The organism is Microbacterium awajiense, assembly GCF_039536545.1.
Taxonomy (GTDB): Bacteria; Actinomycetota; Actinomycetes; order Actinomycetales; family Microbacteriaceae; genus Microbacterium; species Microbacterium awajiense.
In genome coordinates this window covers 497,028-516,128 of sequence record NZ_BAAAYU010000005.1, presented here as the reverse complement: position 1 = coordinate 516,128, position 19,101 = coordinate 497,028, and the positions used below count along the sequence as shown (strand labels likewise).

Here is a 19,101-nt window from a genome sequence, read left to right as displayed (position 1 = left end):
GCGGCGGACGGATGCTCTGCCCGTCCCGGATTGGCGGCCCGCGCGAACGTCACGTAAACTGACCCGCGGTGACGTGTCCGAGCGGCCGAAGGTGCAACTCTCGAAAAGTTGTGTAGGGTAACCCCCTACCGTGGGTTCAAATCCCACCGTCACCGCTCTTGTCGAAGCCCCGCGAACCCTTGAAAGCACTGGGATCGCGGGGCTTCCTCCATTCACGGATCAGGGCGGCCCGCGCACAGCACGTGAACACGGGTCGTCAGCGCATGCGAGCCGCCCGATTCGGCGCACGCCGCACCCCGGGGCCCTGACGCGGCGAGTCTCTATGCTGGGCGCGGGGAGGGAAGCGCATGGATGAGAACGCCATCTTCGTGGGGCTGACCACGATCGTCGTGCTCGGAGTCGGGGCGCAGTGGGTCGCCCGCCGAGCCGGTTTCCCCGGATTGCTGCTCCTGTTGCCCGCCGGGCTGCTCGCCGGCGGCGGACTCGGGCTGGTCCAGCCGCAGGAGATGTTCGGCGACACCCTGTTCCCGCTGGTCACGTTCCTCGTCGCGCTTCTGCTGTTCCAGAGCGGCCTGCAACTGAGGCTGTCGGATCTGCCCCGCGACAGCCGCAGCCCCGTGCTGCGGCTGGTCGGCATCGGCGGCGCCGTCACCTTCGTGGGAGCCTCTGTCACCTGCCTGTGGATCCTCGGCCTCGACTCCGATCTCGCGTTCCTGCTCGGCGCGATCATCGTCGTATCCGGGCCCACCGTCGTCGGCCCCCTGCTGAAGGTCGTCCGCCCCCGCAAACCGACCGGGTCGATCCTGAACTGGGAGGGCACGTTCCTCGACCCGATCGGCGCCACCCTCGGTGTCGTCATCCTCAACCTGGTGCTCGCCTCGGGCCGAGACGGGGGGCATCCCGTTCTCGAGATGTTCGCGCGGCTGGGCGTCGGAATCGCCGTCGGCGTCGTCGCCGCGGCGCTGCTCGTGTTCGTGATGTCCCGGTTCCTCGTCCCGGACAGCATGGAAGCCGCCGTCGCGCTCATGTTCGCCTCCGCCGCCTTCGGCGTAGCCGACGTGATGCTCTCCGAAGCGGGCCTGTTCGCGACCGTCACCCTCGGCTTCATCGCCGCGAATCAGCGGCTGGTGCCGACATCCCGCATCCGCGGGTTCGGCGACACCCTCGAAGTGCTCATCATCGGCACCCTGTTCATCCTCCTCGGCGCGCTCGTCGAGATCGACGCGCTCCTCGCGTACGCACTGCCCACCCTCATCGTGGTCGTCATCCTCGTCCTCGTGGTCCGCCCCGCATCGGTCGCGCTCGCCTTGATCAAGACGAAGCTCCCGTGGCGAGACCGTGTGATGATCGCCGGGCTCGATCCCCGCGGCATCGTCGCCGCCGCGACCGCAGCCCAGTTCGCGGTCTCGCTCGACGCCGCGAACATCGACAGCGACTTCCTCCTCCCGGTCGTCTTCGGTGTCATCCTCGGCACCGGACTCATCTACGCGCTCGGCGCGACCCCGCTCGCCCGAGCCCTGAAGGTCGCCCAGCCTGCACCCAACGGCGTCGGGATCATCGGCGACGACCGATGGCTCGGTGAGCTGGCCCGCACCCTCCACGTCCGCGGCATCCCTGTTCTGCTGGTGACGTCACGCGCCGACGCCGACGCTGTCATTGCGGCCGGGGACGCACCCCAGATCTCGATGTCGGACGCGGTCGAAGACATCGTGGACTCCCTCCAGCAGGCCGGTCTCTCTCAGGTGCTCATCGCGAGCGACCCCGACGTTCGACTGACCGTCCTCACCGCGGCCCTGGTCAACCGGCTCGGCCGCCGACGTGTGTTGCTCCTGCCCGACCGGGACCCCAGCGCCCTCCGAGCACGGATTCCGCACGGCACGACCGCGCACCCCTTCGCCCGTGGGATCACCCGGCAAGACATCGACGACCGCGTCGATGCGGGAGCCGTCATCCGAATCGTGGATGGCCCCGCGCCGCCCGACGGGCTCGTGCTCGCGACGATCTCGGGCGACCGAGTCATCCTGCGCGGGACCCCCACGCGGGGCGGCCCGAGCGCGACCATCGTCCTCGCTGATCCCAGCCACGTCGACCGCGGCTGAGCCGCAATCCGGCCGAGGGCGACGCCCCTCGCCGAGACCAGTCCAGACCAGCGGGTAGCCCGTGCAACGATCGCTCGGACCGGCACCGGTCCGGTTATGCTGAGCCCATCGGGCGGTGGCCCGAGGCGGATCGACGGCGCGCTGAGTGCACCCGGCACCCGGGTGACCGTCGCCGCACCGGGGTGGGCGGGTGGACCTCGACGACCGAGACGTCGGTGTATCCGCGTCGGCGCGCTCGCGTGTCGTCGGCGCCGACCGACATCCGGTCGCGCTCGGCACGGAAGATCGGCGACTCCTCGGTCGACTCGCGGGTTTCGCCGGCCCCTTTCCTGCCGCGGCCGTCGACTGCCTCGATGACCGCCCCTCCCAGGATTCCCGGGGGCAGACGACATGGCTGGCCGATCACGATCTCATCGAACCCTGCGCGCCGGTCATGGGAGAGGCGGTCTTCTCGCTCGCCCCCGCCGCGCGAGCTGGAGCGCGTGAAGAGCCCGCCCTCGTGCTCGAAGACGACGCCCGTCGAACGGCCCTCATCGCGCACTGGCTGACGGAGGCCGCTCACGCCCAGGAGCACGCGACGAGTTGCCCGTCGCTCGGCTACGCCCGAGTCGTGCGTCGCGACCTGCTGGACGAGGCCGATCGCCTCATGGTCGACGACGCGGAGGCTGCGGCTCGATGGCTCGTGGCGTGTGCGGACGTGCTCGTCGGGCTTCCCGAGCGCGCTGCGGTGGCGGGACTGCTCGAGCAACTGATCGCGCGCGGTGTCGTCGATGACTTCGACACGCTCCTGCGGGCGAAGGTGTGGATGTGGAGTTCCCACCTGCTGTCGCTCTCGCCTGACGCGGTCGGGATGAGCGACGTCGTGCAGGATCGGCGGGCGCGCGCTGCCGCACTGCTCGACGATCGGCGAAGCCCCTACGTCGTGCTCCAGTTGCACCTCATCTCTCTCCTGAACTTCGTGGCGACGGGGGACTTCGTGACGGCGATCGAGGCGGCGCGCGCGGGTGCCGAGCTCGCGCGGGCGATCGCGAGTCCGACGTGGACCGCGCGGTTCGACGTCTGGCTGGCCTCGGCCGCACATTCAGCGGGTGATACGGCCGACGCCGTGCGTCTCGCGCTGGCCGCCCTCGAACGCGGGCAGCGGGTGCACGATCCGTACACGATCGTCGTGGCGACGGTGGTGCTGCGGACACTGCCGCCCGGCACTGTCGACCCCACGGCCCCGATCCCGCCTCTCACGGCCGCCCTCGAGCTCGCCCGCGCGCGCGGCGAGGCACTGCTCGAGCGTTTCGCGCTGGCCGCGCTGACCAGTGAGAGCCTGAACGCAGGAGATCCGGCGACCGCGGCGCGCTGGTGTGGGCAACTGCTCGCACCGGGCGGGTACGCAGGATGGCTGGTCGAGGCCGAGATCGCCCTCGTCCAGACCGTCCTGATCGCGGCGGCGGCGGGAGACCACGAGTTCGCGGCGCGAATGCTCGGGGCCGTGCGCGCCGACCTGGAGCGCGTCCTCCGCGCGATGGCGCCCGCGACCACTCCGCGGCTCGAGCGCGAGCGCTCCGAGCTCTCGGCCCGTTTCGGTCCGGCCGGTGCCGCTGCGCTGGTCGGTGCGGGAGCGGTGCTGTCCATCACGGATGCCGCATCGGAGGCCGTGATCTGGCACGCTGCGCACGCCGCGCCCGCGCATCCGTCCGGGAACACCGACGTCGCACTGACAGCTCGCGAGTGCGAGGTGCTGTCGCTGCTGGCACAAGGACTGACCAACAAGGAGATCGCGGTTCGCCTCGCGGTGTCAGCGAAGACGGTCATGCACCACTCCGGGGCGATCTATCGCAAGCTCGGTGTGCGCGGGCGAGGGGAGGCAAGCGCCTACGCATACCGCCACGGACTCGTCTGAGTCGCCGCGCGCTTTCGCCGGGGTGATCGGGTGGCGGCGGAGGAGGGTGGTCTGGCTGATCGACTGCGCCTGGGTGAGGACACCCCGCGGCATCGGACTGGGCGACGAGATAGGGCATGTGCCCGATGTGCACCGGCGTCGCGCGTGGTTGATTCCGAGAAGGCCCTATCCGAGGGTGCGGGACGGGAGACGAGACGGTGAGACTCTCAGTGGAGAGGCCGGGTGTACGCGGCCGTGCGGGCGCAGTCGCGGCGAGCGTCGCGATCATTGTCGGGACGCTGGTGGCGGCACCGATCTCACCGGCGTCAGCGGGGCCGGTCGGGACGATCCCGGATGAGCTCGCTTCCGGACCCGAGGGCACCGTCGTCGCGTGGGGCTACGATCGTGCCGGGCAGTCCACGGTGCCGGTCGGGCTTTCGGGTGTGGTGGCCGTCGCGGGCGGGTTCTGGCATTCGCTGGCGTTGAAGGGTGACGGGACGGTCGTCGCTTGGGGGGACGACAGCGTCGGTCAGTCCGCGGTGCCGGTCGGGCTCTCTGGTGTGGTGGCCGTCGCGGCCGGCGCGGCCCATTCGCTGGCATTGAAGGGTGACGGGACGGTCGTCGCATGGGGAAATGACGACTTCGGGCAGTTGACGATGCCCGGTGGGCTCTCCGGTGTGGTGGCCGTCGCGGCCGGCACCTACCACTCGCTGGCCTTGCAGGGTGACGGGACTGTCGTCGCATGGGGAGATGACGACTTCGGGCAGTCGACGGTGCCGAGTGGGCTCTCTGGTGTGGTGGCCGTCGCGGCCGGAGACTCGCATTCGCTGGCATTGACGGGTGACGGGACTGTCGTCGCGTGGGGAGACGACAGCGTCGGTCAGTCGACGGTGCCGGTCGGGCTCTCTGGTGTGGTGGCCGTCGCGGCCGGCGCGGCCCATTCGCTGGCGTTGACCGGTGACGGGTCGGTGACCGCCTGGGGGTCGGATGGTGGCGGACCCTCAACGGTGCCGCGTGATCTTTCCGGTGTGGTGGCGGTCGCGGCCGGAGACTCGCATTCGCTGGCGTTGACGGGTGACGGGTCGGTGACCGCCTGGGGGTCGGACGCGAGGGGGCAATCGTCGGTGCCGAACGCTCTTTCCGGTGTCGTGGCGGTCGCGGCAGGTGGTTTTCATTCGCTCGTGATCGTCGAAGAGAAGAGCGAGCCGTGCGCCGTGGGCACCCACAGTGCCACGGGCGCGGAACCGTGCGCCCCGGCCGACCCAGGACACTACGTCGCCACGGTGGGGGCGACGTCGCAGACGGCGTGCGCGGCGGGCACGTATCAGGATCAGGCGGGTCAGGTATCGTGCACGCTCGCTGGTCGGGGCTTCCATGTGCCGACGGCGGGTGCGACGTCGCAGACCGAGTGTGCCGCGGGCACGACGACTCTGGTCACCGGGGCGGCCGTGTGCGTGGTGACGGTGCGATCGCTCTCGGGGGTGATCGTCGAGTACTTCGGTGGTGTCAAGGGCGGTGCGAGCGCGCTCATCGCAAAGGCATGGGTGATCGCGAGCGTTTCGAGTCCCCAGGCGCGAGCGGGGGTGCTGAAGGCGTTCACGAAGCAGGTTGCTGCGAGCGTCGGCAAGCCGCTCACCACGCAGCAGGCAGAGCACCTGGTCCAGCTGGCCACGCAACTCTGATCGCCCGCCTTGGGCGGCGCTCCCAGCGCAAGGTCGACGCGATCGTGCCGGTGCCGGTTGCCGCACGCTCCCGGTGTCCGCTAAGAAGGTTCCGAACGCGCTGAGCTCTTGGGCGGGGACCGACTACGTGGGGGCAGTCATGGACACAGAGCACGCAACGCGACCGTCGGTGAAGGCCGATTCGCCACGCCCGATCTCATCACCCGAACCGCCCCGACGCGCCGGCGAGGTGAGGTGAATGCTGCGCGCACTGCTGGTCGCCGTGATCGGTGCCGCCGCGATCTCGCCGCTGGCAGGGCTCACACTGGCGGGGTCGCACGATGCCGTCGCCGGTGAGTCGATCGTGTGCGCCGACTTCCTCGACGCGGAGCTCGCGGCCGCCATGGAGCAGGCCGACTGGGAGCAGATCGAGATCTCCGGTCCCTTCGGGTGGCTGGCGGAGCGCGGTGGGCTCGACTGTGTCTTCGGGCTTCCGCAGAGCGACTTCGGCTGGTGGACGGGGTACGCGCCGGCACCCGATGAGGAGGAACTGCGGACCTTCCTCGCAGACGCTGGATTCGCGGACGGTCCTGCCACGGCGGAGGGCGCGGTGCTGGTCCAGCCCGGGCCGACGGAACCCACACCCGAGTTCGACCAGGTGTGCCTTCTCAGCCAGGGGCTCCTCGTGTGCGAGATCGGCTCGGCCGAACCGTCCACCGTCGATTCGCTGGTGCGCACGCGGAACGCACTGCTCGCCGCCGGGGCCGTTGCACCCGAGCCGACCGCGGAGCCCATCGTCGAGGCCGACCCCGCGCCCGTGACGGAACGCGAGGTGGCACCGGCCGAGACGCCGACCGGAGGGCTCGCTGATGGACCGGCCGCGCCATCGACGCTGAGCGGCCTGCGCACGCCGGCCGAGGTCGATCTGCGGGCCGGCATCGTGGCATGCACGATCGCGTTGACACTCGTGTTCGCAGCGATCCTGGCGTTTCCGGGAAAGCTGATGGAGTCGGCGATCCAGAACAACTCGGAGCGCGTGTCGACCTTCTGGCGACCCGTGACCGCGCTCGCGGCCCGAGTGGGGTCCTGGGTGGCTCGCGCGCTTCGCCGCTGGCCGCGGTGGATCTTGCTGTCGATCGGACTCGTGGTGGCCGCGGTGATCAGCGGCTTCGTCGACCCCGAGTTCGGCTTCAACGCAGGCTCGGTGCGGATGCTGGCGTCGAGCCTTGTGGCACTCGTGGTCGACGGGTTGCTCGTCGCGCTCCTCGTCGCCGCCCTGGCCAGACGGTGGGGCTTGGGCGGGGGTATCGGCGTGCGCCTGGCGGCCGGATCCTTCGTCATCCTCGCGGTGTCGGTGCTCCTGTCGCGGCTGACGGGCTTCGTGCCGGGTGTGATCTTCGGTGTCATCATCGCCGTGACCCTTCCCGCCGTCGTCGGCGGACGCGACCAGCTGCGCATCGCCGCGTCGGAGACGGGCTACCTCCTGGGCATCGGCGTGGTTTCCTGGTTCGCCTACGGGGCGCTTGCCGAGCCGCTGACGACATCGGGGGGGATCATCGATCGGTTCGTGATCGAGGCGCTCTCTGCGATCACCGTGATCGGACTATCGGCTCTGCCGGTGCTGCTCCTGCCCTTCCGCGGCCTTCCCGGGGGATCGATCTTCTCCGCAGGCAAGATCGCCTGGGGCATCTCCTACATCGCTGCCGGGTCGCTGTTCATGGTCGTGCTGCTCCCCTTCCCGGGGAGCTGGGAGCAGACTTCGGCCGCGTTCTGGGTGTGGGTCGGCCTGTTCGTCGCCTACGCTCTCGTGGCGATCGCGCTCTGGTTCATCCTGTCCAGACCGAGAGCTGACGTCAGCGAAGACGAGACGGGCCCGCCCGCCGACCTCCCGGTCGGTGGCGGCGCAAGCTCGTATTCCCCTGATCCGTAGCCCTGCCGGGGCCACGCGCACTCCCGACCGCCACTCATAGCCTTCCCTCGAAGCCGCGAAATCCGCGGTGACGAGAGGACGCACGATGATGGACCAGCCGACCCCGCTGGGCGCTTGGGTGGCCGACCGCTACGAGCTGGTCGCCGAGCTCCACGACAACATGCCCACAGGCATCACGGTCGCCGACGACGGGCGCATCTTCGTGTCGTTCCCGCGCTGGGGCGATGACGTCCCCTTCACCGTCGGCGAGATCGTCGACGGTGTCGTGCGCCCGTATCCGGATGCCGCGGTCAACCGCTGGGGCGAGGGCGACCCGACCTCGCAGTTCGTGTCGGTGCAGAGCGTCGTGATGGATCCCGTCGGCCACCTCTGGCTGCTCGACACCGGAGCGCCCTCATTCGGTGCGGTCCGGCCCGGTGGCGCGAAGCTGATCGAGATCGATCCCGCCACCGACCGGATCGTCCGTGTGATCCACCCGTCCGACGAGGCGATGACGCCGACGACCTACCTCAACGACGTGCGTTTCGACTTCTCGCGCGGCGAGGCCGGGGTCGCGTACATCACCGACTCGCAGCCGACCGGAGCCATCATCGTCGTCGACCTCGCCTCGGGCGAGTCCTGGGCACGGTTGCGCGGTCACTCGTCGACGGCGGCGACCGACCAGTTCCGCGCGATCGTGCAGGGCGTGGTGCGTCCGAACTACAAGGTCGGTGCCGACGGCATCGCACTCGGATCCGACGGAACACGCCTGTTCTACTGCCCGCTTTCGAGCCGACGACTGTACTCGGTCGACACGGCGGCGCTGCTCGACCGCGACCAGGACGACGATGCCGTGGCCGGGACGGTGCGGGACCTCGGCGACAAGGGTGCCTCCGACGGACTCGAAACCGACACCGCCGGCAACCTCTACGCGACCGCGTGGGAGCACTCCGCGGTTCTGAGGCGGACGCCCGCGGGGCAGTGGTCGACCGTGCTGCACGGCGGTGCGCTCCTCTGGCCCGACACCCTGGCGCTCGCCGCCGACGGATACCTGTACGTCACGGTCAACCAGCTGCCGCGAACCCCGCTCTTCAACGGGTCGGACGAACGCGTCCCGCCCTACCTCGTCATCCGCGTGCAGGTGGATGCCTCGCCGGTTCGCCTCGTCTGACCCCCGCCCCCTCTCACGACGACCTTCCGAAGGAGAAGCATCCGCCATGACCGACAAGCAGACCGCTGAAACGTCCGCCCGCACGATGCGTGCCGTCGGCTACTCGGCCAACCTTCCCGTCGACGACGAGAACTCACTCGTCGTGCGCGACGTCCCGGCCCCCACCCTCGAGGCGCACGACCTGCTCGTCGAAGTGCACGCGGTGAGCGTGAACCCTGTCGACGTCAAGCAGCGCGCCGGCGCTTCCGCCCACGGCTTCCGCGTGCTCGGCTACGACGCTGCCGGCGTCGTGGTCGGCACCGGCAACGCCGTCACCCTGTTCGAGAAGGGCGACCACGTGTACTACGCCGGTGCGCTGAACCGGCCGGGGTCGAACGCGCAGTTCCAGGCCGTCGACGAGCGGATCGTGGGACGTAAGCCCGCCTCCCTGAGCTTCGCGGATGCCGCAGCCCTGCCGCTCACGACCCTCACCGCCTACGAGGCGCTGTTCCACAAGCTCCATCTCGACGAAACCAGCGAGGGCGTGCTCCTGATCGTCGGCGCGGCCGGCGGTGTCGGCTCGATCATGATCCAGCTCGCGAAGGTCAAGGCGCCCGGCATCCGCGTGATCGCGACCGCTTCGCGCCCCGAGACGATCGCGTGGGTCACCGAGCTGGGCGCAGACGCGGTGGTCGACCACCACGGCGACCTCGCGGCGAACGTGCACGCCGTCGCCCCGGACGGTGTCGACTGGATCTTCACCGCCGCGTCCGAGCGGCCGGGCTCTGTCGCCGCGTACGTGAAGATCAGCAAGCCGTTCGGCCAGATCGTCGCGATCGACGATCCGCATCACCTCGATGTGGTGAGCCTGAAGGGCAAGGCGCTCTCGTGGCACTGGGAGTTCATGTTCGCGAGGTCGATGCATCGCAGCGCCGACATGATCGAGCAGCACCGAATCCTCAGTGAAGTCGCCGAGCTGGTCGACGAAGGGCGTGTGCGCAGCACCGCGACGCAGCGCTTCTCGCCGATCGACCCCGTGCAGCTGCGCCGGGCGCATCGCGTCGTCGAGTCCGGTCGCGCGATCGGAAAGGTCGTCGTCTTCGACGACTGACCGTCCGCCAGCCGCCAAGACCCATCCACCCACCCCCAACAAGAGAGAAGAGATACCATGAGCACCCCGTTCGACCGCCTGCCTTCTGTGCCTGCGCTCACCGTCACCAGCACCGACGTCGCCGACGGCGAAGACTTCGCTCTGCCGCAGTACTCGGCAGCCTTCGGCGTCCCCGGCGGGGAGGATCGCTCGCCGCAGCTCTCGTGGACGGGCGCGCCCGAGACGGCGAAGAGCTTCGTCGTCTCGGTGTACGACCCTGAAGCGCCCACACCGTCCGGTTTCTGGCACTGGATGGTCGTCGACCTGCCCGCTGGGACCACCGAGCTCCCCTCGGGAGTGACCGATCTGCCCGGCGCCGCCTGGACGGTCAAGAACGACGCCCGTGCCGCGCAGTACATCGGGTCGGCTCCCCCCGAGGGCGCCGTGGATCACTACGCGATCGCCGTGCAGGCTCTTGACATCGCCAGCGTGAAGGAGCTCGGACTGGACGAGGAGGCGACACCCGCGTTCGTGTCGTTCAACGTCCTGCCGCACGTCGTCGCCCGTGGTGTCATCACCGCGATCGGACGCCGATGACCGAACTCACGGGGCGCCGCGTACTGCTGGTAGGCGGCGCCTCGGGGATCGGTGCGGAGGTGGCCAGAAGCGCAGCAGGTGAGGGCGCCGAGGTCATCATGGCCGGGCGCAATCCGGATGTCATCTCGCCGCCCCCCGGCGGGCGGTCTGTGCGAATCGACCTCGGGGATGAATCCACGATCGCCCAGGCGGCGGCGGACCTCGGCCATGTCGACGACCTGGTGGTCCTCGCCGCGGATCATGCGAACGGCGCGGTGACCTCGCTGGATGCCGGCAGGATCCGGCGTGCGCTCGACGCCAAGGTGATCGGCCCGCTGCTGCTGGCGAAGCACTTCGCGCCGCGGATGCCGGACGACGGTGCGATCGTGCTCTTCTCGGGCGTGGCATCGTCACGTCCGAGTCCCGACTTGGTGGTGATGGCCACGGGCAATCGCGCCGTGGAAGGCCTAGCGGACGCGCTCGCCGTGGAACTCGCGCCGATCCGGGTCGTGTCCGTCTCTCCGGGAATCGTCGATTCGGGAGCGTGGGACGTGTTGGGGGACGACGGCAAGGCTCGCTTGTTCGCGGACACCGCAGCGGCCAATCCGGCTCGACGGGTCGGCACGCCGGCCGACATCGCCGCCGTCGTCATTCTCACGCTGACCAATCCCTTTCTGACGGCGACCACCCTGCACGTCGATGGGGGCGCGCGGCTGACCTGAGCGTCCGAAGCCGCGGCGCAATCGAGAGAGGGAGAAGCCATGACGAGCGCGTCCACCGGCCGGGGCGTGTGGCCCCTCGCGGGGATCGTCTTCGCATCGATCGCCGTCGCTGCTGCCGCCGGGGCGGGAACGCCTCTGCTCGCTCTGTACCGCAGCCGGTGGGACCTTCCGCTGTGGGAGTTGACGGCAGCATTCGCCGTCTATGCGGCGACGCTGCTTCTCACCCTTCTCACCGCGGGATCTCTCTCCGACCATGTCGGGCGCCGTCCGGTGCTCGTCGGCGCACTGGCACTGATGATCGTCGCCAGCGCGCTCTTCCTCGTCGACGGCGGCATCGGCTGGGTCCTGGGGGCACGTGCGCTCCAGGGGATCGCAACCGGCGCGGCGACGAGCACGTTCACGGCGACGATCGTGGAACTCAGCAGCACCCGCAGGCGCGCGCTCATGACCGTCGTGACCAGCGCGGCGCCGGTCGGAGGGCTCGCGCTCGGTGCCCTGCTCACCGGGATCTCCGTCGATCTGCTCGGAGACTCGACGCGCGTTGTCTTCGCCGTGCTGATCGCCTCTTTCGTGATCGGGATCATTGCGGTCAGCGCGGCCCGGGAGACCTCGGCGCGTGTGCCGGGCGCGCTCAGGTCGCTGCGACCACGCCTGGTCGTACCGCGGCCCGCGCGTTCGGCTTTCCTGTCCGTCGCACCCCTGATCGGCGCCGGTTGGATGTTCTCGGGACTGTTCCTCGGATTGGGACCGACATTCGACCGCGCGATCCTCGGAGTCGACGGTGGAGCGGCGAACGGAGTGATCGTCGCGCTGCAACCGGCGGCCGCCGCGATCTGCGGCATCCCCTTCGCGCGCGTGCCGGCCAAGCGGTCGGCGTGGGTGGGCGCACTGCTCACGGCGTTGGGTGTGGCTGTCGCAGTCGCAGGCATCTTCACCACGGACATCCTGGTTGTCGCTTTCGGCGCCGTCATCGGCGGAGCCGGCCAGGGTGCGGGGTTCGGCGCTTCGCTGCGGCTTCTCGGCGCCCAGGCCGACAACACCGACCGCGGGGCCCTGTTCTCGAGCGCCTACCTGATCGCCTACACGGGCTACGGTCTGCCTGTACTCCTGGCGGGCTGGGCTGCCGCCGCCATCGATCTTCGTCTGGTCGTGCTCTCATACGGCGCGGTGACGGCGGGCCTCGCCGTCTGGGCGCTCGCCGGCCTGTCTCGAGGCCAGGGTCGGGTGCGCACTCAGCCTGCGCGCACCCCGTGACCCCCGGACGGTGCGATCGTCTCAGTCCTGTGTCGCATCCGCCCAGGAGCCGTCCGCGTCGACTCTGCGGAACACCGGCCCGGGAACGTGCGCGGTGACGATGGTCACCGGCCGCCCCTTCGCCCGTCCCCAGAGGGCTGCGCGTGCGCTGCGCGCGGTCACTCTGTCCATATCCGTCATGAAGTCGATGCTTTCGTTCTCCAACTGGCCGGGGTGCTCGATGAGGTCACCCGTGAAAAGCAGTTCCTCGCCGCCGGATCGGATCTCGATCACGTGGCTGCCGGGGGTGTGGCCAGGACTGGGGATGGCTCGGACACCCGGGGCGATCTCGACGTCGGGTCCGCCGTAGGGGTGGAGTATGCCGGCGTTCTCCGCGGTGACGAGGATGTCACGCGCGGGGTCCGAGGGGTCGGCACCGCTGACCAGCGTCTCCCAGTCCGCGTCCCCGAAATAGACATCCGCGCGGGGGAAGGTGGGCGATCCCCCGCTCATCAGCCAGCCGACGTGGTCGAGGTGCAGATGGGTCAACAGGATCGCGTCGATATCTGCGGGGCTGACACCCACGTCTGCCATGGCGTCCAGCAGGTGACCCGAGTCCAGAATGAAGCGAGGCGGATGTGACGCGTTTCCCGCGAGTTCAGCGGGAAAAGGCAGACGGCGCGGACCGCCTCCGGCATCGATCAGCATCGTCACGCCTTCGCCACGCACGAGGTACGCGCCGATCCTGATCTCGACGAATCCCGAGGGGTCCACCAGCTCCGGGTATGCCGCGAAGTCGGCGCCCGGATACGCCGACAGTGGAAGGTGCCCGGTCCCGTCGACGAGCTCGGTCACTTCGTACTGCCCGACGGTGAAGGTCGCGCTCATGGCTGTGTTCTCCTGTCTCGCTGGAACGTCATCGCGAGAACAGACACTAGGCGCGGCGGGGGGTCCTTCGGCGCGATCTGGGTGGCCCTGTCGAGGGCAGGCTGGGCCGCTCGCCCAGCGCGGTCTCGGCTGTCGTCGGGCGGATCGGGACCGCCACATCGGCGGGGGGCCGCGCCCCAGCCGCGGCCGTCGAAGATTCACGCGCACGTGCGGTCCCCGCTCCCAGATTCTGAGAGGATGGTCGGCATGTCAGACTCTGCCGCCGCTCGCTCGAACCCGACCGCCTGGGCTGCTTTCTGGGTCGGCCTGGCCGGCCTGCTGCTCATGCCCATCCCGCTGTTCATCGGACTGATCCTCGGCGGAGGTCTGTCGATCGTCGCGGCGGTCCTCGCCGTGATCGCGCTCCTGAAGGGGCTTGCACGCAGCGGCAAGGGCATCGCCCCCGTCGTCTTCGCCGCGATCTTCATCGCGCTCACCTGGGGCGGCATCTCGCTCGGCGGCGGCATCGTCTGGTAGCGCCGCCACCACGACTCGACGCTCGCTCCGATGAGATGACGACGAACGGCCCCGCGGCCCCCGACGTGCTGCAGCGCAATAACGTGCGCGTCTCAGGCGATCCCGACGCGCGGGTCATGATGTTCGCCCACGGATTCGGGTGCAGTCAGGAGACGTGGGGGCTCGTGGCGCCCCAGTTCGAATCCGACCACCGGGTCGTGCTGTTCGACTACATCGGCGCGGGCGGATCGGACCGCGCCGCGTACCGCCGTGGCAGGTACGCCTCGCTCGACGGCTATGCGACCGACGTGCTCGAGATCCTCGAGGCACTGGATGCCTCGGACGTGGTGTTCGTCGGGCACTCCGTGAGCGCCATGGTGGGGGTGCTGGCAGCCAATCGCGCACCGGAGCGCTTCGGGGCACTGGTGCTCATCGGCCCGTCACCGCGATACACGAACGATGGAGACTACCGCGGCGGATTCGAGCCCGCCGACATCGATGCGCTGCTGGACTCGCTCGACGCGAACTTCGTCGAATGGTCGCACGCAACGGCGCCCCTCATCATGGGCACGCCCGACCGACCCGAGCTGGGCGACCGCCTCACCGAGAGCTTCTGCCGCTACGACCCGAGCATCGCGCGCGACTTCGCGCGGGTCACATTCCTCTCCGACAATCGTGATGATCTGAGCGAAGTGTCCTGTTCCACACTCGTCCTGCAGTGCCGCGCAGACATGATCGCTCCCACCGATGTCGGCGACTTCGTCCACGCGGCGATCCGGGGCAGTCGTCTGCGAGTGCTGAACGCGACGGGGCATGTGCCCATACTGTCCGCCGCCGCCGAGGTCGTCACCGAGATCCGACAGTTCCTCGAATGAGCGACCACGAGGGGGTCGACTGGTTCGACCAGGCTCCGTGTGGACTGGTGTCGACATCGCTCGACGGTGTCATCGTCGCGGCGAACCCGGCTTTCGTCTCGTGGACGGGGTATCGGGCGGAGGACCTGTGTGGGCGGTCGTTCGCTTCGCTGCTCGACCCGGGCAGTCTGCTCTTCTTCGACACGCGCCACACCCAGCTCCTCCACCTGCGGGGGCAGGTGGAGGAGGTCGCACTCACCCTGCGGAAGGCCGACGGGGAGCGGATGCCGGTGCTGATCAACGCGGTGCGCGACGCTTCCGCGGGATTCGACCGCATCGCCGTCTTCAACGCGACCGAGCGCGTGCGCCATGAACGGGATCTGCTGGAGGCCAAGCGCCTCGCCGAGGCCTCGGAACGACGTGTGCGCATCCTGCAGGACGTCTCCACCGCGTTCGATGTCACGGCCACCGATGAAGACGTGGCGCAGTCGTTCGCCGAGGTGGCCGCAGAAGCGTTCGCCGCCCGTGAGGCCGCAGTCCTGCTGTGGCAGCCGGACGGGAGTCTCGCCCTGATGGGGGGATCCGATCCGCTGCACGCGAATGACATCCCCGTTCCCGCGCTGTGGTCTGCGACGGAGGTGACCGTCGTGCAGGCACGTGATCAGCAGTCACCGTTTCCCGAGCTCGCCTCGGCGATGCGCGCCGCGCGATTGGTGTCGCTGACCGTCACACCCCTCATCGGTGACGGCGCGCACCTCGGCGTTCTGGTGTGCTTCTTCGCGGCGCGCACAGAACTGGACGACCACGACCTCGAGCTGCAGCAGGCGCTGGGAAGACAGGCATCCCAAACGCTCACCCGTGTGCGGCTGCAGCGCCGGCTCGCCTTCCTCGCCCTTCATGACCAGCTCACCGGGGTCGGGAATCGGCAGCTGCTGCAGTCGGCGATCGACGACGCGATCGCCGAGAGCACGGCCACCGGCCGTCCCCTGGCGGTGATGTTCCTCGATATCGATGACTTCAAGAGCATCAACGACGCCTTCGGGCATGCTGCCGGCGATCAGGTGCTGGTCGCATTGGCCGAACGGCTGAGCGCGAGCCTGCGGGCCACCGACGTGGTCGGGCGGATGGGCGGCGATGAGTTCGTCGCGCTGTGCGCCGACACCGACGTCGCGGCTGCCGAGCAGGTCGCCGAACGCGTGCTCGAGCTGTGCCGCGAGCCCATCGTCGTTCCCAGTGGGGTGATCTCAGCATCCGTCAGCGTCGGGATCGACGTGTACCGGCCGGGGCTCGACGGGGTGCGCAATGCGCCCCAGATGCTGATGCATGCCGATGCGGCGATGTACGACTCGAAGCGCGGCGGGAAGGACCGCTTCACCCTGAGCGAGCCGGCCTGAGGCGCCTCCGCGGTCTGCGTCGTCAGAACCGGTCGAGCGCGTCGAGTGCGACTGCCAGCTCGCGCATGACCGCGTCGGGGGTTCCTTCGCCGAGCGCGCGCTGCAGGCCGATCTGCAGCGCTGCGATCAGGGCGGCTACCGCGGCCAGAGTGGCGGCATCGTCGTCCGGCAGCCCTCGGGCGCGCGCGACGGACCGGGCGAGCCCGCCCACCATCTGGGCAACCGCAGCGTGCATCGCCCCGCCCAGCGCGGGCTCATCGGCGATGAGCCGGAGCTTGCGGAAGGCGAGGTCCCACTGCTCTGCGGAGACGGCCGACTCGTCGATCATCGCGGCGATGGCGTGACGTGCGGCCGTGCGCAGGTCGTTCTCGGCTGCGAAGTCGGCGATCGCGCCGAACATGAGGTCATCGATCTCATCCACCGCGACGATGCCGACCTTCGTACCGAAGTGCCGGTAGATCGTGCGCTCCGCGACCTCGGCAGCGGCCGCGATCTCAGCGATCGAGACGTCGTCGTAGCCGCGCCGCTCGAACAGGTCGAGGGCCACCGCCTGCACGCGGGTCATCGTCGCGCGCCGCGTACGCTCCCGAAGACCCATGTCGACCCCGTTCCCCTTGGCCGAGCTCCAACCCCTAGAGTACAGTCACTGCCAAGTGACAGTGCTCTGCCAATTCGGAGGAATCGTGACCGACCGACCCGTCATCGAAATCGTTGGGCTCGTCAAGCAGTTCGGCCGCTTCCGCGCCCTCGACGAACTGGATCTGACTCTTCGCGAAGGCGAAGTGCTCGGCTTCCTCGGCCCGAACGGGGCGGGCAAGTCCACGACGATCCGCATCCTCCTCGGGCTCGTGCGGCGCACCGCCGGCACCGCGCGCCTGTTCGGGGACGACCCGTGGCGTCGCGCCGTCGCGCTGCATCGACGGCTCGCTTACGTCCCGGGCGACGTCGCACTGTGGCCGCAGCTCACCGGCGGTCAGTGCATCGATCTGCTCGGCGCCTCCGGAGCTCCGATAGACGAGACCCGGCGGGGTGAGCTCATCGAACGATTCGACATGGACCCCACCAAGCGCATCCGCGATCTGTCCAAGGGCAACCGGCAGAAGGTCGCCCTCGTCGCCGCATTCGCGACGAAGGCGGACCTGCTGATCCTCGACGAGCCCACCTCGGGGCTCGATCCCCTCATGGAGGAGGTCTTCCGACAGTGCGTGAAGGAACGCGCCGCGGAGGGCACGTCGGTGCTGCTGTCCAGTCATATCCTCAGCGAGGTCGACGCGCTGTGCGAGAACGTCACGATCATCCGGCACGGCACGGTCGTGCAGGCCGGGAGTGTGGCTGAACTGCGCCGACTGTCGCGCACGACCGTGCACGCCGTCACCCGTGCACCCGTTGCCGCTCCGGCCGGGGACGCCGTGACCGACGTCACGTCGTCACCCACCGACGACGGCGGCACGGAGCTCGAGTTCAGCGTGGAGCCGAAGGCGCTCGACCAGGTGCTTCCCGCGATCCTCGCTGCGGGCGTCACCGCGCTGACCGTGCGTCCGCCGAGCCTGGATGAGCTCTTCCTCGACGCCTATGAGGGTGCGCGGTGAGCCACCGGGCCGGGTCGGGATTCGGCACAGTGCTGCGCGCCCAGCTGCGCACCGGCTGGCTCGCGCCCGTGATCTGGGTGCTGGCGCTCGCGGGCGGGTACATCGCGACGGTCGCCGCCATCGACAACCTGTACGGAACCCCCGAGGCGCTCGCGAGCTACAACGAACTGGTCGCCGGCAACCCGGCGATGGCGGCGATCAACGGCACCCCGTACGGTGCCGACACCCTCGGCGGGGTCGTCTCGAACGAGTTCGGCTTCATCTCGGCGGTGGCGATCCCGCTCATGGGACTGCTGCTGGTCGTGCGGCAGACCCGCGCTCAGGAAGAGCGGGGGATGCTGGAGCTCCTGCGGTCGCGGAGCGTCGGCGCGCGCGCCCCGTGGACGGCTGCTCTGCTGGTCTCGGCGGTCTCGCTGACCCTGGTAGGCCTGGTCATGGCACTCACCCTGATCGCGTACGGCGAGGACGCCGACGGCGCGATCCTCTACGGGGCATCCATAGTGGGACTCGGACTCGTCTTCTCGGGCATCGCGATCTTCGCCGGCCAGCTGCTGCGCCGCTCGTCGGGGGTGACCGGGGTGGGGGTGCTCATCCTGGGCATCGCGTACATCACGCGCGCGATCGGCGATGTGCGTGCCAACGGCTGGAAGTGGCTCTCGCCGCTCGCATGGCAGCAGGAGACGAAGCCGTTCACCGACGACCTCCGCCTGTGGCCGCTGCTGCTGGCACTGGGTGTCGCCGCCGTTCTGGTGACGGCCGGCCTGGTGCTCGTCGGCCGCCGCGACCTGGGTTCGGCGATGGTCGCGTCGCGCCCCGGGCCCGGGCGCGCAGGCGCGACGCTGCGCACGACGCTCGGCATTGCGACGCGCACGCATGTCGTGTCCGGGGTCGCGTGGGCCGTGGGCACCTTCGCGGTCGCGGTCATCTTCGGCGCGTTCACCGACATCGTCGCCGATGCGATCGAGACCAACCCCGAGATGGCGGCGTTCTTCCCCGACAGCAGCGAAGTCAACGAGGGCTACGTCGGATTCGTGCTGGTGATCGTCGTGCTCATGGCGATGGGATACATGGGGCAGAGCCTGGGAAAGATCCGCGCCGAAGAGGCCGAGGGTCGACTGGAAGTACTGCTTGCCGGATCGGTGTCACGATACGGATGGAGTGCCGCGCACTTCGGCGTCTCGACGGTCATCGCGCTGATCATCGTCATGGTCGGCGGCGCCGGACTCCAGCTCACGGCGAGCACCGAAGTCGACAAGATCCCGGAATCGACTCTCGCGTTCCTCCCGGCGGTGCTGGTCGTCAGCGGACTCGCCTTCGCTCTGTTCGCGCTGCTGCCCCGGTCGTCGGCGGTCATCTGGCTCGCGGTCGGCTATATGGTCGCGGTGTCGTTCCTCGGCAACACCCTATCGCTGCCCGACTGGGCCCTGAACCTGTCGCCGCTCTACGCGGTGGGCAACCTGCCCTCCGACGACGTGTCGGCCGGCGCGGAGTGGATTCTGCTCGCGATCGCAGTGGTGCTGATCGCTGTCGGATTCATCGGCTTCCGCCGGCGCGACGTCCCTCACTGA

The 19,101-nt window shown here is 69.5% G+C and carries 16 protein-coding genes and 1 tRNA gene; 15 read left to right on the top strand and 2 right to left on the bottom strand.

All coding sequences use genetic code 11. The features are described 5' to 3' along the window. Positions 1 to 67: 67 nt before the first annotated feature. The 10 genes from ABD663_RS09095 to ABD663_RS09050 all read left to right on the top strand — a co-directional run bounded on the left by ABD663_RS09095 (position 68) and on the right by ABD663_RS09050 (position 12,334). Positions 68 to 155, top strand: a tRNA-Ser gene (locus ABD663_RS09095). Positions 156 to 347: 192 nt separating this feature from the next. Then, positions 348 to 2,099: a cation:proton antiporter gene (locus tag ABD663_RS09090; protein WP_344737689.1), complete on the top strand. Its 1,752-nt coding sequence runs from the start codon at positions 348 to 350 to the stop codon at positions 2,097 to 2,099. Between the two features lie 433 nt (positions 2,100 to 2,532). Then, positions 2,533 to 3,993: a LuxR C-terminal-related transcriptional regulator gene (locus tag ABD663_RS09085; protein WP_344737686.1), complete on the top strand. Its 1,461-nt coding sequence runs from the start codon at positions 2,533 to 2,535 to the stop codon at positions 3,991 to 3,993. Positions 3,994 to 4,415: 422 nt separating this feature from the next. Further along, positions 4,416 to 5,654, top strand: coding sequence for a hypothetical protein (locus ABD663_RS09080; protein ID WP_344737684.1), 1,239 nt, complete (start codon positions 4,416 to 4,418; stop codon positions 5,652 to 5,654). A gap of 238 nt (positions 5,655 to 5,892) precedes the next feature. Continuing rightward, positions 5,893 to 7,563, top strand: a complete 1,671-nt coding sequence (locus ABD663_RS09075; protein ID WP_344737682.1) for a hypothetical protein — start codon at positions 5,893 to 5,895, stop codon at positions 7,561 to 7,563. Positions 7,564 to 7,651: 88 nt separating this feature from the next. Next, the gene (locus ABD663_RS09070; RefSeq protein WP_344737680.1) at positions 7,652 to 8,713 is read left to right on the top strand and encodes an SMP-30/gluconolactonase/LRE family protein; all 1,062 of its coding nucleotides are present in this window, start codon (positions 7,652 to 7,654) and stop codon (positions 8,711 to 8,713) included. 46 nt (positions 8,714 to 8,759) lie between these two features. Then, positions 8,760 to 9,803, top strand: a complete 1,044-nt coding sequence (locus ABD663_RS09065; RefSeq protein WP_344737678.1) for a zinc-binding alcohol dehydrogenase family protein — start codon at positions 8,760 to 8,762, stop codon at positions 9,801 to 9,803. A 57-nt stretch (positions 9,804 to 9,860) separates the two neighbouring features. Further along, positions 9,861 to 10,379, top strand: coding sequence for a YbhB/YbcL family Raf kinase inhibitor-like protein (locus ABD663_RS09060; RefSeq protein ID WP_344737676.1), 519 nt, complete (start codon positions 9,861 to 9,863; stop codon positions 10,377 to 10,379). Further along, the gene (locus ABD663_RS09055; RefSeq protein ID WP_344737674.1) at positions 10,376 to 11,080 is read left to right on the top strand and encodes an SDR family oxidoreductase; all 705 of its coding nucleotides are present in this window, start codon (positions 10,376 to 10,378) and stop codon (positions 11,078 to 11,080) included. The genes ABD663_RS09060 and ABD663_RS09055 overlap by 4 nt, the downstream gene beginning before the upstream one ends. A 39-nt stretch (positions 11,081 to 11,119) precedes the next feature. Continuing rightward, entirely contained in the window at positions 11,120 to 12,334 is a 1,215-nt protein-coding gene (locus ABD663_RS09050) for an MFS transporter (protein ID WP_344737672.1), read from the top strand. Between the two features lie 21 nt (positions 12,335 to 12,355). On the opposite strand, the gene ABD663_RS09045 is transcribed toward ABD663_RS09050, so the two are convergent. After that, a complete protein-coding gene (locus ABD663_RS09045) occupies positions 12,356 to 13,201 on the bottom strand; it encodes an MBL fold metallo-hydrolase (RefSeq protein WP_344737670.1) in 846 nt (281 codons plus the stop codon). Positions 13,202 to 13,447: 246 nt separating this feature from the next. Here ABD663_RS09045 and ABD663_RS09040 point away from each other — a divergent pair, with 246 nt between their 5' ends. Genes ABD663_RS09040 through ABD663_RS09030 form a run of 3 tightly spaced genes read left to right on the top strand, consistent with a single transcriptional unit; the run spans position 13,448 to position 15,944 of the window. After that, entirely contained in the window at positions 13,448 to 13,717 is a 270-nt protein-coding gene (locus ABD663_RS09040; RefSeq protein ID WP_344737668.1) for a hypothetical protein, read from the top strand. 35 nt (positions 13,718 to 13,752) lie between these two features. Then, on the top strand, positions 13,753 to 14,571 hold the full coding sequence (locus ABD663_RS09035) for an alpha/beta fold hydrolase (RefSeq protein WP_344737666.1): 819 nt from the start codon (positions 13,753 to 13,755) through the stop codon (positions 14,569 to 14,571). Continuing rightward, positions 14,568 to 15,944: a sensor domain-containing protein gene (locus ABD663_RS09030; protein WP_344737664.1), complete on the top strand. Its 1,377-nt coding sequence runs from the start codon at positions 14,568 to 14,570 to the stop codon at positions 15,942 to 15,944. The genes ABD663_RS09035 and ABD663_RS09030 overlap by 4 nt, the downstream gene beginning before the upstream one ends. Before the next feature lie 22 nt (positions 15,945 to 15,966). Here the strand turns inward: ABD663_RS09030 and ABD663_RS09025 are convergent, their stop codons facing one another. Continuing rightward, positions 15,967 to 16,542, bottom strand: coding sequence for a TetR family transcriptional regulator (locus ABD663_RS09025; protein WP_344737661.1), 576 nt, complete (start codon positions 16,540 to 16,542; stop codon positions 15,967 to 15,969). 85 nt (positions 16,543 to 16,627) lie between these two features. Here ABD663_RS09025 and ABD663_RS09020 point away from each other — a divergent pair, with 85 nt between their 5' ends. After that, a complete protein-coding gene (locus ABD663_RS09020) occupies positions 16,628 to 17,533 on the top strand; it encodes an ABC transporter ATP-binding protein (RefSeq protein WP_344737659.1) in 906 nt (301 codons plus the stop codon). Further along, positions 17,530 to 19,101 (top strand): ABC transporter permease, encoded by a 1,572-nt coding sequence (locus ABD663_RS09015; RefSeq protein WP_344737658.1) that lies wholly within the window; start codon positions 17,530 to 17,532, stop codon positions 19,099 to 19,101. The genes ABD663_RS09020 and ABD663_RS09015 overlap by 4 nt, the downstream gene beginning before the upstream one ends.